The organism is Paenibacillus sp. PvR133 (genome assembly GCF_017833155.1).
GTDB classification, from domain to species: Bacteria; Bacillota; Bacilli; order Paenibacillales; family Paenibacillaceae; genus Paenibacillus; species Paenibacillus polymyxa_B.
On sequence record NZ_JAFIBS010000001.1, the window covers coordinates 3,223,625 to 3,238,501 of the forward strand.

Here is a 14,877-nt window from a genome sequence, read left to right on the forward strand (position 1 = left end):
TGTTAATGAAAACAAAAGTGGGTGTACTGGTCATGTCCTACGGGACGCCGGAGAGTCTGGATCAGGTGGAAGCCTATTATACACATATTCGTCGCGGCAATGCTCCCTCGCCGGAGCAGTTAAAGGAATTAAAGGATCGTTATGAAGCTATTGTAGGCGGTGTGTTTCCGCTGCGGCAGAACACGGATCGGCAGGTTCAAAATTTGCAGGAAACCTTAAATCGGGAAAATCGCAACCCGGACATTGAATTTATCTGTTATCAGGGACTCAAACATGCCAAACCGTTTATTGAAGACGGTGTGGAAGCTATGGTGCAAGATGGCATTCGTACAGCGGTGGGTGTCGTGCTGGCTCCTCATTATTCCGTTATGAGTGTAGGCACTTATATTAAGCGCGCACAGGCTAAGGCACAGGAACTGGATCTAGCCATATCATTTGTGGAGAGCTATTATCTTCATCCAAAGCTGATTAAGACGCTGACTGAGCGTGTAAACGCCAAACTGGCGCTTTTTGAAGAAGCTGGAGCCAAGCGGGATGAGGTTCGTGTTCTGTTTAGTGCGCACAGCTTGCCTGAACGGATTTTGGCTATGGGTGATCCTTATGTTGAGCAATTAATGGCTACATCGCAGGCTGTTGCGGACAAGGCGGGAATTACCAACTGGCAGTTTACGTGGCAAAGCGCCGGTCGTACAGCAGAGCCATGGCTGGGGCCAGACATTTTGGATACCATGCACAGTCTTAAAGAGGAGCAAGTGGAGTATGTGCTGGCTGCGCCAGTTGGCTTTGTTTCTGATCACTTAGAGGTGTTATACGATCTGGATATTGAAGCACAGGCGTTGGCGAAGGAATTGGATATGCGTTTTCAGCGTATTGATTCACTCAACAGTGATCCACTGTATATGGAGACGCTTAGTGATGTCATCATAGACCAATGGAAAAAGGGATGAGGGCATAATGGAGCAAAAGTTACGTAATATTGTGATTGTAGGCGGAGGCTTGACCGGGCTTAGCACTGCTTTTTATACACGAAAAATGTACAAAGAAGCTGGCTATACACCTCGAATTACGTTGGTGGAGAAAGCTTCCGTGCTTGGCGGGAAAATTGAAACGCTGCATAAAGATGGTTTTGTAATTGAAAAGGGGCCAGATTCCTTTCTGGCCCGTAAAACGGCCATGATAGACCTGGCAAAAGAGCTGGAGTTGGATCATGAACTGGTGAGCACAAATCCTGAGGCTAAAAAGACATACATTTTGCATGAAGGACAGCTTCATCCGATGCCTCCTGGGCTGGTGCTGGGGATTCCAACAGAGCTGAAACCTTTTTTGCGCAGCGGCTTGATCTCTCTAGGCGGGAAAATGCGGGCTATGATGGATTTTGTCATTCCGCCTCGCCGTGTACCGGGAGATGAGGCGTTGGGTGATTTTATTGAACGCCGACTGGGCAAAGAAGTGCTGGAAAATGTAACCGAGCCACTGCTGGCGGGGATTTATGCTGCCAACATGAAGACGCTAAGTTTGCAGGCGACCTTCCCACAATTTGCTGAGGTAGAGCAGCAATACGGAAGCCTCATTCACGGGATGATGACAGGCCGAAAACCAGCTGAAACACATACAGGTACGAAAAAAAGCGCCTTTTTGACCTTCCGTCAAGGCTTGCAAAGTTTGGTGCATGCGTTGCTGAATGATTTGTATGACTGTGATTTACGCACCGGAATTGCTGTTACAGAATTCACAAAGATCACGGAAAGTGGAGACAGCCCATATCGCGTTATGCTGGACAATGGAGAGACGCTGGAGGCGGATGATATTTTTGTAACGACTCCCAACTTTGCTGCTGCGCCGCTATTGCGAGATCATGTCAATGTGGCTGCACTGGAAGCCGTTAATTACGTCTCCGTAGCAAACGTGGTCATGGCCTTCGATAAAAAAGATATTGAGAATGTCTTTGACGGTTCTGGTTTTCTGGTCCCTCGCAAAGAAGGACGCAGCGTGACCGCTTGCACATGGACGTCTGCCAAGTGGCTACATACTAGCCCGGATGATAAGGTGCTGTTGCGCTGTTATGTAGGGCGAGCAGGAGCTGAAGACACTGTAGAGTTACCTGATGATGAGCTGATTGCACTGGTACGTAAGGATTTGAAAGAGATGATGGGGGTTACAGCAACTCCGTTGTTCACGGAAATTACACGTCTTCGCAATTCCATGCCGCAATATCCGGTAGGGCATCCGCAGGCTATAGCTGATTTGCGGGAAGAGTTACAAACTGCCATGCCAGGAGTGTATGTGTTGGGTGCTGGCTATGATGCGATTGGTTTACCGGATTGCATCCGTCAAGCTAAGGAATGGGCCTCCCATGCCGTCCAAACGACACAGCAGGAAGCGGTCAAGGTACAGGTGTAAATGTTCAATGATGAACCCTTCGCGATCCAGGCGAGGGGTTCTATTTATATTGAAATTTGATATATAATGGAGAAGGTGTAAAATTCGCCAGCTAATAATGAAGTTATGCATATGCAATAGCATAGAAGGAGTGAAGAATGTACCCTCCCAGATCACAGAGAAATGAAGGACGCAAGAAAGCAAGAAAACCAAAAATAGGCAAGGCTTGGATTATTACGAATCTGGTCCTGCTGCTTATGATCGTAGGTCTTTTCGGTTATTATTACATATTTGAACACGACAACAGTGGCTCTCTTGCGGAAAATGCCGGGTATTCGCAAACGGTGAAGAAAATCCAAACGGAATCTGCTAGTGAAGAGCGGTCTACTCCCTCGGTCAGTGAAAATGTTACAGCCTTGTCAAATAAACAGCTGGACGAAGGCCCCCATGCAGATAAACAATTTGCTGACGATGAAACGAAGCAATCTGCTGCTTCAGACACAAGCCATCGTCCCGCGACAACGTCTGACACAAATGCTCCCGAAGGCAGCTCTTCAGGAGCAAAATTATCCTCGGGGAAAGACGGGCAGGGAGGGAACGATACGTCCAAGGATGTATACGACGGTAATCCATCCGCCGATAAGGGAGGAACGGAGGATCTAAAAAAATCCAAAACAGACGGTGCAGATTCTCCGACAGTCACGCTTCATTTTGTAGGGGATGTGCAATTTTCCGGTAAAGTTGAGCAGCGATTGGAACAGAATGGGTTTGATTTTCCGTATCAATATCTCGGAAACTTGTTTCATAAAGACGATCTGACGATTGCCAATCTGGAAACGCCCGTGACAACGAATGGTGTGGGTGCGTTAAATAAAACGTATGTGTATAAATCTTCGCCCAAGGCGTTAACTGCATTGGCTGCGGCAGGGATAGATGCTGTCAATTTGGCCAACAATCACATTTTGGATCAGGGCACGGGCGGATTACTGGATACACTGAAATATCTGGATGAAAAAGGTATTGCCCATGCTGGAGCCGGACGTAATGCACAAGAAGCGTATGCGCCGCATTATTTTGAACGTAAAGGGATCAAAATTGCGTTATTAGGGACTACACGTGTCATGCCTGAAGCCAACTGGAATGCAGGCGCCAAACTGCCCGGTGTAGCAGGAGCCTATGATTCGACCGCTATCGTAAAGTCCATCCGTGAGGCACGAATGCAGGCCGATCTGGTGATTGTCATTGCCCATTGGGGGAAGGAGCGCGCTACTGCACTTGAGCCCCATCAGACCGAGTTATCGCACGCTTTTATTGATGCTGGAGCTGATCTTGTCATTGGTGGTCATCCACATGTGCTTCAAGGGATGGAGCAATATAAAGGTAAATGGATCGCATACAGCACAGGCAATTTTATTTTTTCTAAATCAACGGTGCCAGCCACTTGGGATACAGCGATATTTCAGGCAACCTGTACCCGAAAAGGGGCTTGCGAAATGAAGCTGACCCCTTACCGAGCGGAGCTAGGTCAACCGATCCCATTGAAGGATACGGAGGCCAGCAAAATTTTGCAGAGAGTGGCGGCACTGTCACCGGGAAATGTCTCGATAGGGACGGATGGTACAGTAAGCGCTCAATAGAAGTTCGAAAAGAAATTTTTTATATGGGAATTGACGGAACGAACGTATGAGGGACTCCTTTGTGGGTGGAGGTCATAACAAGATGAATCATTTGTGCGTGGCTCACCGCGGTTTTTCGGGGATTGCTCCCGAGAACACGATGGCAGCCTTTAAGCTTGCGTTGGAGCAGCCATTTGTACACTGGATTGAACTGGATGTACAGCTGTCAAAGGACGGTGTTCCGGTGGTAATTCATGATTTTACGCTGGAGCGAACGACGAATGGTACAGGGAAAGTAAAGGATTCAGACTGGAAAGCATTGCAACAACTTGATGCTGGTAGCTGGAAAAGTGCAGAATACCGTGAAGAAATGATCCCTTCCCTCGCACAGGTACTGGATTTATGTCGTGGCCGCGCATCACTCAATATTGAGCTTAAAACAGCGGGAGATATGTATCCGGGACTGGAGAAAGCCGTACTCCGTGAAATTGTGATGAGAGGGATGGAGGGAGAGGTGGTATTAACCTCTTTTGAGCGTGCCGCATTACGCCGGGCTAAGGAGCTGTCTCCTGAGATCCGTACCGGATTGATTATCGACGCGCGTCCAGATGATTTGGCAAAGCAACTGGAGCAGCTACAATGCACTTTTTTATCCATGGGCTATCCGCGTTTGGATCGAAACCTGATGAAAGATCTCACTGGCCGCGGTATTACTGTCATGGCGTGGACGGTGGATGACCGCCGTATAATGCGGAAATTGTCCTCATTACATCCTGAATTGATGATTTGCACTAATTGGCCGGATCGCTGGGAACAGGTTTTTTTGCTTTCCAAGCACCGGATGTGGCACTATATACGTAAACTTATTCGTTAATCAATTGGACTACATACGCGGGAAGGGTGACGGATCGTAATGAACGTGGAAATTCGTAATGTTTACTGTGTTGGGCGCAATTATAAGCTGCATGCGGAGGAGCTGGGTAATGAGGTTCCCGCAGAACCGATGATTTTTTTGAAGCCGTCTCATGCGGTTGTGCCGCTGGATGGCGCCACGCTGGAGCTTCCTCAGGGGCAGGGAGATATTCATTTTGAGACTGAGCTGGTCGTGGCTGTAGGACGTAAATACGAACCAGGCATGTCTGCAGATACGTGTCTGAACGCATTTGCATTCGGCATTGATTTTACCCTGCGTGATGTACAAAGTGTTCTCAAGAAAAAAGGCCATCCATGGACCGCCGCCAAAGGCTTTAAATCGTCTGCTCCCGTGACACCATTCCTGCCTTTAGAAAAATTGGACATGCTGGAGCAGCAGGATTTTTCCTTGCTCAAAAATGGACAGGAAGTCCAGCGTGGACATGTTAAAGATATGATTTTTTCTATCCAGCACATCGTCGAATATATAGCGACTCATTATGGGCTGGGTGAAGGAGATATTATTTTTACAGGTACTCCAGCAGGAGTAGGGCCTACAGCAAGCGGGGATCGCTTTGAGCTTTTCTGGGGGAGTGATCGTCAGGGGAGCTTCACCATCGCATAAACTTGTGAACGGCATTCATGGATGAGGATTAAAAAAGGGAATGTTCTTGGTAGTTGGGAAATAAAGAGCGATTCCCTTAGAAAAGCATTGTGAAGGCCGTGTCCTGTGCCAAAGCATGGGACACGGCTTTTATATAAGTGTAGAGCATTGTACAATAATATACAGAACGAAAAAAGAAAAACGGAGATTCATTTCAAAAGCGGGGGTATATCATGGACTGGATCATCGGATTGCTTTGTGCTGCTGTGGTGGCGGGAGCTGCATTTTATAAAAAATCCTTAACCTTATCTGGCTTTGCCACGGCTGTACTGATGGGAACCGTATATTATGGGGCGGGTAACCTGTTCTGGTTCGGCACATTGCTCTTGTTCTTTATCACGTCGACCCTCCTGTCGAGGTTCAAAAAGGAGCGCAAGGCTGAGCTGGAAAAATCGTATGCCAAAACCGGAAACCGGGATGCAGGCCAAGTATGGGCCAATGGGGGATTAGGTATGCTGTTATGCCTGGGCTATGCGATATGGCCTCATGTTACGTGGCAGCTGGCTTTTGTCGGTGTCATGGCTACGGTAACATCCGATACGTGGGCAACGGAATTTGGCAGCCTGAGTCGTAGGCCACCCCGTTCGGTGCTTAACGGGAAGGTGCTGGCACCCGGAACCTCAGGTGGAGTATCTGTATTGGGAACGGCTGCGGCCTTGGCTGGGGGTGTACTGATCGGCATAGGTGCATGGGGCTTTGGACACGCCATAGGAACGCCGAGCTTGCCGTTATGGTTGTGGGCACTGGTTGGAGGTATATCCGGTAGCGCCGGGGCCTTTGCTGATTCCTATCTAGGTGCTACAGTGCAAATGATGCGTTCCTGCACGGTTTGCGGACGGGAAGTAGAAGTAGACTCACATTGTGGACAAACGACGGTCTATGTACGAGGCTGGCGTTGGATGAGCAATGATCGGGTGAATAGCATTAGTTCTATTTTCGGAGGATTGGTCGCTCTTGCAGGTATTTTTTTTATACTTTGAACACAGAGCTGGAGATCATTACAAGGAAAAAATTGTTATAAGAATTGACCGTGTTTCAATCCTTGTATAAGGAGGTGCTAAGATGGGCGATATTCAAGGAGATAAATATGAAGCTATTTTGGACGCCGCTTACACCGTCTTTGGCACCAAAGGCTTTTATGAAAGCAAAATTTCCGAGATTGCAGAACAAGCGGGAGTTGCCAAAGGCACAGTATACTTGTACTTTAAAAGCAAAGAGCAGCTATTTACAGCAGTCACACGTAGAGATTGCGAGCAATACCTAGCCGAAATGCAAGGCGCATTAATCAATCGTACTTTGGGAGAAGGACTGCTGCGGATGGCAAATTTGCATCTGCACTACTATTTCAAGCGCAAGCAGCATACTAAATTATTTTTTATGACCCCCAACAGTGACCCCGACCTAATGGAGTTTATGTGGGGATTTATCCAGGACTATACTGATTTGGTCAAAAATAAACTGGCGTCAGAGGGTGTACAGCAGTCTGAGTTTCATGCGAAGGCATTCATTGGTATGTTGGAACGCCTAAAAATGGATATTTTATTGAATAAAGATTTCCGCGAATGTGACGTAGATCAGACGGCTGAATTAGCGGCGAACTTATTTATGCATGGCTGTAAAGCCGGGGTACAAAAATCCTGACATCTTGTTGCTAAAAAACCGTACTGACTTCGTTCAGGTAACGGTTTTTTTAATCATTGGCTGTGTCTGTGTTAAAATAAACAGGATGCATCACAAAATAGGGGAAGAGTAGGGAATCCGTATGAATATTATGACCGTTGAACATATAACGAAAAGCTATGGCGAGAAAATGTTGTTTGAGGATGCTTCCTTTGGTATGGATGAACGTGACAAAATAGGGGTCGTCGGTGTAAATGGTACCGGCAAATCAACGTTTTTACGGGTAATTTCCGGCTTAGAGCCGCCAGATGATGGCAACATTGCAGTGAACAACGATGTGCGAATTCAGTATCTAGCACAAAATCCGGAGTTTGATCCCGAAATGAAGGTGCTCCAGCATATTTTTCATGGCAACCAGCCTGAGATGAAGGCGGTCCGTGAATATACGGAAATCATGGAGTTGTTGGAATTAAATCCGGGTAGCGAGGAGCTTCAAAACCGTCTATTGCGAGCAAGTCAGCAAATGGATACATTCCAGGCATGGCAGCTGGAGAGTGAGGCCAAAAATATACTTACCCGACTGGGGATCACCCAGTTTGAGTCTCGTATGGGCGTTCTATCCGGCGGGCAGCGTAAGCGGGTGGCTTTGGCGGCGGCTTTGATCCAACCCTGCGAGTTGCTCATTCTGGACGAGCCTACAAACCATATTGATAATGAGTCTGTTGAATGGTTGGAGCAGTATTTGCAAAAAAGACGTGGTGCGTTGTTAATGATCACGCATGATCGCTATTTTCTGGATAGAGTTGCAAATGTCATGCTGGAGCTGGATCATGGCCGCCTTTTCCGTTATGAGGCTAACTATACCCGTTTTCTGGAGCTGAAGGCAGAACGCGAGGAGCGGGAAGCGTCTACGGAACAAAAAAGGAAGAACCTGCTGCGTAATGAGCTGGCCTGGATTCGTCGTGGAGCAAAGGCCCGTTCCACCAAGCAGAAAGCGCGTATTGACCGATATGAGCAGCTTAGGGATCAGCAACCGGAAGCTCGTTCTGGAGCTGTAGATATGTCTGTCGCCTCCACACGTCTGGGTAAAAAGATATTGGAGATCGAGCATCTGTCCAAATCGGTAGATTCCCGTAAGCTGATACAGGATTTGAGCTACATTGCGGTTCCTGGTGATCGTGTTGGTATCCTAGGTCCTAACGGTAGTGGGAAATCCACCCTGCTCCAAATGATTGCACAGCGTGTAGAACCCGATTCCGGCAGCGTTGTGCTGGGGCCGACCGTGAAGATAGGCTATTTTACTCAGGAACATCAGGAAATGAACGAATCACTGCGTGTTATTGAGTATATTAAGGAAGAAGCCGAAGTGATTCGTACAGCAGACGGTTCGACGATTACAGCTGCACAAATGCTGGAGCGTTTCCTGTTTGCACCAAGCGCGCAATGGACGGTTATTTCCAGGCTGTCCGGGGGCGAAAAACGGCGCTTGTATCTGCTTCGTGTTCTGATGTCGGCACCGAATGTGCTATTGCTGGATGAACCAACAAATGATCTTGATATTCAGACCCTTTCCGTTTTGGAAGACTATCTGGATGAATTCCCGGGCGTGGTGTTTGTTGTTTCTCATGATCGCTATTTCCTGGATCGGACAGTAGACAAAATACTGGCGTTTGAAGGGGACGGACAGGTACGTGTACATGTAGGCGACTATAGCGAGTATGCAGAATGGATCAGTAAAAATGCTCAATCTTCTGTAAATACGTCTGTCTCGACGAGTACGGTTTCCTCGAATCGCTCTTCCGCGCCTAAGTCTGCGGGTCCTTCCGATTCAGCCAAGGAGACAAGTAAAACCAAGCTTAAATTCACCTTCAAGGAACAGCGGGAATATGAGCAAATTGATGAACTGATTGAACAAGCCGAACAGAAGTTGGCCGACATTCAGCGGCAGATGGAAGAGTCTTTCAGTGATTCAGCACGACTACAGGAGCTCATGGCTGAGCAAGTAAAGGCCGAACAGCATCTGGAGCACCAAATGGAACGCTGGACCTACCTGAATGAGCTAGCCGAGCAGATTGAACAAAGTAAATCTTAAAAACACAAAAGCAAGTCACCATTCAGAGTGGGGGCTTGCTTTTTTCATCGAATTATTAATACGTTTTTCATATTAAAAGCGAGTGAATTATATATTTCTAATATTAAATTACAGTGGGTATAATGGATTGCAGATGGAGGGGAGGAATTGAAAATGGAATATCGTAAACTTGGAAAAAGTGGTTTGATGGTAAGTGAGATTGCATTGGGGAACTGGATCACCCACGGTGCCCAAGTGGATGATACCATAGCGCAAGCCTGTGTAAAGGCTGCACTAGACTCAGGGATTACCACGTTTGATACCGCTGATGTGTATTCGGATACCCTTGCGGAAACGGTTTTGGGTCATTCTTTAAAGGGAATACGCCGTGAAAGTATTGAATTATGTACTAAGGTTTTTCATCCCACAGGTACCGGACAGAATGATAAAGGGCTGTCTCGTAAACATATCATGGAGGCCTGCCATGCTTCTCTTCGACGCCTACAAACGGATTATATTGATGTATATTATGCACACCGTTTTGATCCAACCGTATCGCTTGAAGAAACTTTTTTGGCCTTATCCGACTTGGTGCGGCAAGGGAAGGTTTTGTATGTAGGAGTAAGCGAGTGGACAGCAGAGCAGATAAAGCAAGGAGCAGCTCTGGCTAGGGAATTAAGGGTCCCTTTCGTGGCAAGTCAGCCCCAATATTCCATGCTATGGCGTGTCATTGAAGCTGAAGTGATTCCCGCTTGTGAGCAGGAAGGGATTGGGCAGGTGGTTTGGTCACCTCTGGCACAAGGTATCCTTTCTGGTAAATATACAGCAGACAAGCCGTTACCCGAGGGTTCACGAGCTTCTACGACAGCAGGGTCACCATTTTTTGAACGTTTGGCTGGACAATGGTTACGTAAAGAAGTCCTTTTGGCAGTAAAGAAAATTCAGCCGATTGCAGAAGAATGCGGACTGACGCTACCCCAGCTTGCAGTTGCATGGGTTTTACAAAACCCGCAAGTGTCCTCAGCTATTATCGGTGCTTCCAAGCCCGAGCAGGTTAAAGAGAACGTAAAAGCTGCGGGTGTCCGTCTAGATGGGCAGGTCATGAGACAATTGGATAGCATTTTAAATGGTATTGTTGAACGTGATCCGAGAAAAACAGGTTAAGATATACAATGAAGGAGATTTACATGTCTAACTCTTCGTTACAAGCTGTTTCTTCAACCACTTCCAGAAAATGAGTCAGAACAGTTTCATGTGCACCTGTTTTCCATGCAGCATAAAGTGGGATGGACGGAGACTCTTCTTGAAATGAACGAAATACGACATCACTGCGTTGAAAGACAGATACGGAAGAGGGGACAATGGAGATACCTATACCCGCCGCTACCAAGTTAACGATCGTATACATTTGAACGGCTTCCTGTACGATTTGAGGCTGAAATCCATGTTGTCCGCAAAAGTCGAGTATGAGATTATGAAAAGAAGCTCCCATATGAGGCGGAGACAGGATAAAAGATTCGTCCGCTAAAGAACGTAAAGACAAGGTTGAATGGTGGGCTAACGGATGTGTCTGAGGAAGAACGGCCATGAGTGATTCGTTGGTGTAAAGACGAGAAGTGATATGTATAGATGGATCTGCACTGCGCAGGAAGCCCACATGAACTTTGCCATCGTGTATGGCTTTTAGTTGTTGGACAGATGTCATTTCAAATAACGTAAGCTTCACATCTGGGAAGCGCTCTCGGAATTTCTTCAAGGCATTAACCATCAGACTGCCAGAGGCTGAATCTACAAAAGCGATGGATAATTGTCCGAATTTCCCCTGACTTGCAAGCTGTGTGATCTTAATAGATCTTTCCAATTGTGCAACCATATTTCTGGATTCTTCTAAAAATATCGCTCCTGCTGACGTAAGTCGAACTTGTCTTTTGGTTCGTTCCAAAAGCTTCACACCAAGCTCTTCTTCAAGGCTTTGAATTTGTTGGCTCAAGGGAGGTTGGGTGATATTCAGTTTTTTCGCAGCACGGTTAAAATGCAGTTCTTCCGCTACTGCGATAAAGTAACGTAGTTTTTTCAGATCCATAGCTGTGATTTCCTTTCACTAAGCCTTCACCGACCTATTCTCCAGTGGAACAGGTCGGTTTTTATCGTTCGAATTAAACTGTCACATAAGCTGCAAGCAGACGTGCAGTGTTCACCACGGCCTGCTTGTGCGTGCGCTCCATTGCATGGGAGGCGTGTACGCCAGGGCCGATCAAAGCAGCACGGATGTTATTACCTGCTCTTAGTGCAGCCGAAGCGTCCGAACCGTAGTGCGGATAAATATCTACCGCATACGGAATATTCAGCTCTTTGGCCAGCTCAATCAGACGGGTCGTCATATTATAGTCGTAAGGCCCGGAGGAATCTTTGGCACAGATAGAAACATCCGTTTCCTTGCAGCTCAGATCTTCACCCATACAGCCCATATCGACAGCTATCATCTCACTGATTCCTTCAGGTATGTAAGCCGCTCCGTGCCCCACTTCCTCATAGTTAGAAATGAGCAATTTAACGGTATGTCGAGGCTTCCAGTTTCCATGTACAGCAGATTCCAGTAGACCAAACAGTGCAGCTACACTAGCTTTATCATCCAGATGCCGTGACTTGATAAATCCACTCGGTGTTACGACTGGACGCGCATCGAACGAAATAAAATCGCCCACCGCAATACCGAGCTGAAGCACGTCTTCTTTTGACTCAACAAGCTCGTCAATCCGGACCTCCATGTGGCTCTCCTTGCGCTCGAAGCTTCGTGCATCATCATAGACGTGCACGGATGGCTGGCTGGACAGAATAGTGCCCGTATACGTTTGTCCGCTTCGGGTATGAATAAGGCAGTATTCGTTCTCAATGCTGTTCATCATGAAACCGCCGACGGATGTCAGACGTAGGGTGCCTTGTGCTGTAATCGAACGTACCATCGCGCCCAATGTATCCACATGTGCGCTCAGCGCCACCGTACGGTCCGTTTCCTGACCTTCCAGAGTCAAGATGGCACCGCCTTTTGCATTCCATTCGATGGGTACCCCGAGGCTCTCAGCTTCCTTATGAATCAGCTCCATCACATGGTGTGTGTACCCACTGGGACTGGGCGTGTTCAGTAGCTGATTTAAAAAGTTCATCATATAATCTTCATTTAATTGAATCGTCATTTGTTGCTCCTCCTCATTTGGACAACCGATCAGGTTTAGAGGACGGTTGCTCTATTTCTTGGTCGAAAGTAGACCCTGTGCTGGAAGACCCAGTCGTGTCATAGGTCACATCCGCGTTTGCTTCCACCGTGGATGTGTGCTCTTCTTGTAATGTATGAAGCTGAGTAGTCAGACGTTTAATCTCTCTCTGAAGCCTATATTGGCGGAAAATACCGAAAGAACCGACAATAAGTCCACCTAGAAGAGTGCAACCAAGAATAAGCAGAATCAAAGGAATGCTAACCATACTGAATAGAAGGTTCACTTGAACCGAATTCACATTAATAACAGCAAATACAGCTGTTAACAGAGCAATAACAAGAGCTGCGATCAAAGACCATTGTGTTTTCAAAATGCCACCTCCTCCCGTTACATTATAAAATCCCTTGCCCGCCATGGACAAGGGATTTATCCGTGCATCATTTCAATGCTGGATTTTAAGGGCGCACGGTTTTACTTTCCTTCAGTTAGCTTTTCCATTTCTGTAATGACTTCTTCGAATACGCTCATCGCTTCGCGGATCGGCTGCGGAGAGGACATGTCAACGCCAGCTTTTTTCAAAATATTAATTGAATAATCACTGCCACCGCTCTTTAAGAAGCCCAAGTAACGGTCAACGGCTGGTTGGCCTTCTTCCAGAATCTGTTTCGAGAAACTAGTTGCTGCCGAGAAGCCAGTAGCATATTTGTAGACATAAAAACTGTTATAAAAATGAGGGATCCGTGCCCATTCCATTTCAATGTCTTTGTCTACCTTCATGCCAGGCCCGTGATATTTCACATTCAGATCATAGTAAATTTCTGATAAAAGCTGCGGTGTAAGGGATTCCCCCTGTTCAGCGCGTTCATGTACAATTTTCTCAAATTCCGCAAACATGGTTTGACGGAAAACCGTTGTGCGGAATTGATCTGCATAGTAGGTGAGAAGGTACATTTTCTCTTTCGGATCGGTTGATTTGTTCAGCAAGTAGTCCATTAGCAACGCTTCATTGGTTGTGGATGCCACTTCAGCCAGGAAAATGGTGTACTGTGCATCTCTATACTTCAATGCGTTGTCTGAATAGTACGAATGCAACGCATGCCCCATTTCATGAGCAAGTGTGAACATGCTGTTCAGGTTGTCTTTATGATTCAGCAGCACATATGGGTGGGTACCATAAGCTCCCCAACTGTATGCACCAGTGCGTTTGTTTTCATTTTCGTATACATCAATCCAGCGCTCATCATAGCCTTTTTGCAACGAAGCCAGATAGTCCGCGCCAAGTGGCTTAAGGCCTTCCTTTGTTTGCTTTTTGGCGTCTTCATACGTAATGTCCATCTTGTATTCGTCCACAAGTGGAGCGAACAAATCATACATATGGAGCTCGTCCACACCTAACAACTTTTTACGCAGCTTGATGTAACGATGGAGCAGGGGCAAGCTTTCATGAATGGTATCAATGAGATTCGTATATACTTCCTTCGGAATATTGTCACCGTACAGTGACATTTCCAGTACAGAAGGGTATTTGCGAACACGAGAATAAAAAATATTTTTGTTTACATTGGCACTTAGTGTAGAAGCAATTGTATTTTTATTTTTGGCATATGTGTCATATACCGCTTTAAAAGCACGTTCGCGTACTTCGCGGTGCGGACTTTCGAGGAATTGAATGTAGCTGCCATGAGTCAGCTCAACCTCTTTGCCGTTCTCATCCTTAATTTTTGGAAACTTCAGATCAGCATTGTTGAGCATGCCAAAAATCGTTTGCGGGGCTTGAGCCAGATTGCCAACCTGAGCGAGCAGTGCTTCTTCTGTCTTGCCCAAAATATGTGCTTTTTCCCGCTTCATTTCTTGAAGTGTAAACCGATAATCTGCAAGCTTCGGATCTTCAATGAAGGCATCGAGCTGATGATCCGGCAGTGCCAAAATTTCAGGCGTCACAAAAGAAAGAGACTCGCTAACCTCAACGCCTAATTTTTTGGCTTTTTGCGAAAGACCCTGGTATGTAGGTTCAGCTGTATCCTCATCATGATGCAGATGTGCGTACACATATACACGCTCGGTTTTAAGCGACAATTCATCTTCCAATTTAAAGCAGCTGCCAATCGACTCTGCTGAATTGAGCTTGCCTTGGAAATGTTCAGCCTTTTTGGCTAGTTGTTTGACTTCTTCGTATTCTTGATCCCATGCTTTGCGGTTGGGAAACAAATCTTCCAGTTTCCATGTATTTTCCACTGGCGCATCAGCGCGTTTTACAATTTCACTCATGGAGAGCCTCCTCTGATCGAACGTAATGTGGGGTAGGGCTGCGGCAGTAAGGGACGGATGCCAAAACGAAGAAACCGCCACGCTTACCGTAAGCAGCAGGGCAAGAGGTTTTACAGGATGCATGTAACGGCA

Annotated in this window: 13 protein-coding genes; 9 read left to right on the top strand and 4 right to left on the bottom strand. The window is 46.7% G+C overall.

Annotation, left to right across the window (positions count from 1 at the left end; translation table 11 throughout):
- Positions 1–5 precede the first annotated feature (5 nt).
- The 9 genes from hemH to JOE49_RS14290 all read left to right on the top strand — a co-directional run bounded on the left by hemH (position 6) and on the right by JOE49_RS14290 (position 10,426).
- A complete protein-coding gene (gene hemH, locus JOE49_RS14250; protein WP_068940250.1) occupies positions 6–947 on the top strand; it encodes a ferrochelatase in 942 nt (313 codons plus the stop codon).
- A 7-nt stretch (positions 948–954) separates the two neighbouring features.
- Positions 955–2,400 (top strand): protoporphyrinogen oxidase, encoded by a 1,446-nt coding sequence (gene hemY / locus JOE49_RS14255; protein WP_209941613.1) that lies wholly within the window; start codon positions 955–957, stop codon positions 2,398–2,400.
- Positions 2,401–2,537: 137 nt separating this feature from the next.
- Positions 2,538–4,016 (top strand): CapA family protein, encoded by a 1,479-nt coding sequence (locus tag JOE49_RS14260; RefSeq protein WP_209941615.1) that lies wholly within the window; start codon positions 2,538–2,540, stop codon positions 4,014–4,016.
- Between the two features lie 82 nt (positions 4,017–4,098).
- Positions 4,099–4,869, top strand: coding sequence for a glycerophosphodiester phosphodiesterase (locus tag JOE49_RS14265; RefSeq protein ID WP_209941617.1), 771 nt, complete (start codon positions 4,099–4,101; stop codon positions 4,867–4,869).
- A gap of 39 nt (positions 4,870–4,908) precedes the next feature.
- Positions 4,909–5,532 (top strand): fumarylacetoacetate hydrolase family protein, encoded by a 624-nt coding sequence (locus JOE49_RS14270; RefSeq protein WP_028542835.1) that lies wholly within the window; start codon positions 4,909–4,911, stop codon positions 5,530–5,532.
- 212 nt (positions 5,533–5,744) lie between these two features.
- Positions 5,745–6,551: a DUF92 domain-containing protein gene (locus JOE49_RS14275; protein WP_028542834.1), complete on the top strand. Its 807-nt coding sequence runs from the start codon at positions 5,745–5,747 to the stop codon at positions 6,549–6,551.
- An 82-nt stretch (positions 6,552–6,633) separates the two neighbouring features.
- Positions 6,634–7,212 (top strand): TetR/AcrR family transcriptional regulator, encoded by a 579-nt coding sequence (locus tag JOE49_RS14280; protein WP_028542833.1) that lies wholly within the window; start codon positions 6,634–6,636, stop codon positions 7,210–7,212.
- Between the two features lie 121 nt (positions 7,213–7,333).
- On the top strand, positions 7,334–9,283 hold the full coding sequence (locus JOE49_RS14285) for an ABC-F family ATP-binding cassette domain-containing protein (RefSeq protein ID WP_209941619.1): 1,950 nt from the start codon (positions 7,334–7,336) through the stop codon (positions 9,281–9,283).
- A gap of 153 nt (positions 9,284–9,436) precedes the next feature.
- Positions 9,437–10,426 (top strand): aldo/keto reductase family protein, encoded by a 990-nt coding sequence (locus JOE49_RS14290; RefSeq protein ID WP_209941621.1) that lies wholly within the window; start codon positions 9,437–9,439, stop codon positions 10,424–10,426.
- 19 nt (positions 10,427–10,445) lie between these two features.
- Here the strand turns inward: JOE49_RS14290 and JOE49_RS14295 are convergent, their stop codons facing one another.
- The 4 genes from JOE49_RS14295 to pepF all read right to left on the bottom strand — a co-directional run bounded on the left by JOE49_RS14295 (position 10,446) and on the right by pepF (position 14,745).
- Positions 10,446–11,345, bottom strand: a complete 900-nt coding sequence (locus tag JOE49_RS14295; protein WP_209941623.1) for a LysR substrate-binding domain-containing protein — start codon at positions 11,343–11,345, stop codon at positions 10,446–10,448.
- Positions 11,346–11,418: 73 nt separating this feature from the next.
- Positions 11,419–12,456, bottom strand: a complete 1,038-nt coding sequence (locus tag JOE49_RS14300) for a M42 family metallopeptidase (protein WP_069079866.1) — start codon at positions 12,454–12,456, stop codon at positions 11,419–11,421.
- 13 nt (positions 12,457–12,469) lie between these two features.
- Positions 12,470–12,892 (bottom strand): LapA family protein, encoded by a 423-nt coding sequence (locus JOE49_RS14305; RefSeq protein ID WP_069079865.1) that lies wholly within the window; start codon positions 12,890–12,892, stop codon positions 12,470–12,472.
- A gap of 56 nt (positions 12,893–12,948) precedes the next feature.
- Entirely contained in the window at positions 12,949–14,745 is a 1,797-nt protein-coding gene (pepF, locus tag JOE49_RS14310) for an oligoendopeptidase F (RefSeq protein ID WP_209941625.1), read from the bottom strand.
- Positions 14,746–14,877: the final 132 nt, after the last annotated feature.

What these genes read in the sequence shown, in the direction of transcription:
- JOE49_RS14295 (WP_209941623.1), bottom strand. Translation starts at nt 11,345, where the DNA reads ATGGATCTGAAAAAACTACGTTACTTTATCGCAGTAGCGGAAGAACTG.
- JOE49_RS14265 (WP_209941617.1), top strand. Translation starts at nt 4,099, where the DNA reads ATGAATCATTTGTGCGTGGCTCACCGCGGTTTTTCGGGGATTGCTCCC.
- JOE49_RS14270 (WP_028542835.1), top strand. Translation starts at nt 4,909, where the DNA reads ATGAACGTGGAAATTCGTAATGTTTACTGTGTTGGGCGCAATTATAAG.
- JOE49_RS14280 (WP_028542833.1), top strand. Translation starts at nt 6,634, where the DNA reads ATGGGCGATATTCAAGGAGATAAATATGAAGCTATTTTGGACGCCGCT.
- JOE49_RS14305 (WP_069079865.1), bottom strand. Translation starts at nt 12,892, where the DNA reads ATGGCGGGCAAGGGATTTTATAATGTAACGGGAGGAGGTGGCATTTTG.
- JOE49_RS14275 (WP_028542834.1), top strand. Translation starts at nt 5,745, where the DNA reads ATGGACTGGATCATCGGATTGCTTTGTGCTGCTGTGGTGGCGGGAGCT.
- hemH (WP_068940250.1), top strand. Translation starts at nt 6, where the DNA reads ATGAAAACAAAAGTGGGTGTACTGGTCATGTCCTACGGGACGCCGGAG.
- hemY (WP_209941613.1), top strand. Translation starts at nt 955, where the DNA reads ATGGAGCAAAAGTTACGTAATATTGTGATTGTAGGCGGAGGCTTGACC.
- JOE49_RS14285 (WP_209941619.1), top strand. Translation starts at nt 7,334, where the DNA reads ATGAATATTATGACCGTTGAACATATAACGAAAAGCTATGGCGAGAAA.
- JOE49_RS14260 (WP_209941615.1), top strand. Translation starts at nt 2,538, where the DNA reads ATGTACCCTCCCAGATCACAGAGAAATGAAGGACGCAAGAAAGCAAGA.
- JOE49_RS14300 (WP_069079866.1), bottom strand. Translation starts at nt 12,456, where the DNA reads ATGACGATTCAATTAAATGAAGATTATATGATGAACTTTTTAAATCAG.
- JOE49_RS14290 (WP_209941621.1), top strand. Translation starts at nt 9,437, where the DNA reads ATGGAATATCGTAAACTTGGAAAAAGTGGTTTGATGGTAAGTGAGATT.
- pepF (WP_209941625.1), bottom strand. Translation starts at nt 14,745, where the DNA reads ATGAGTGAAATTGTAAAACGCGCTGATGCGCCAGTGGAAAATACATGG.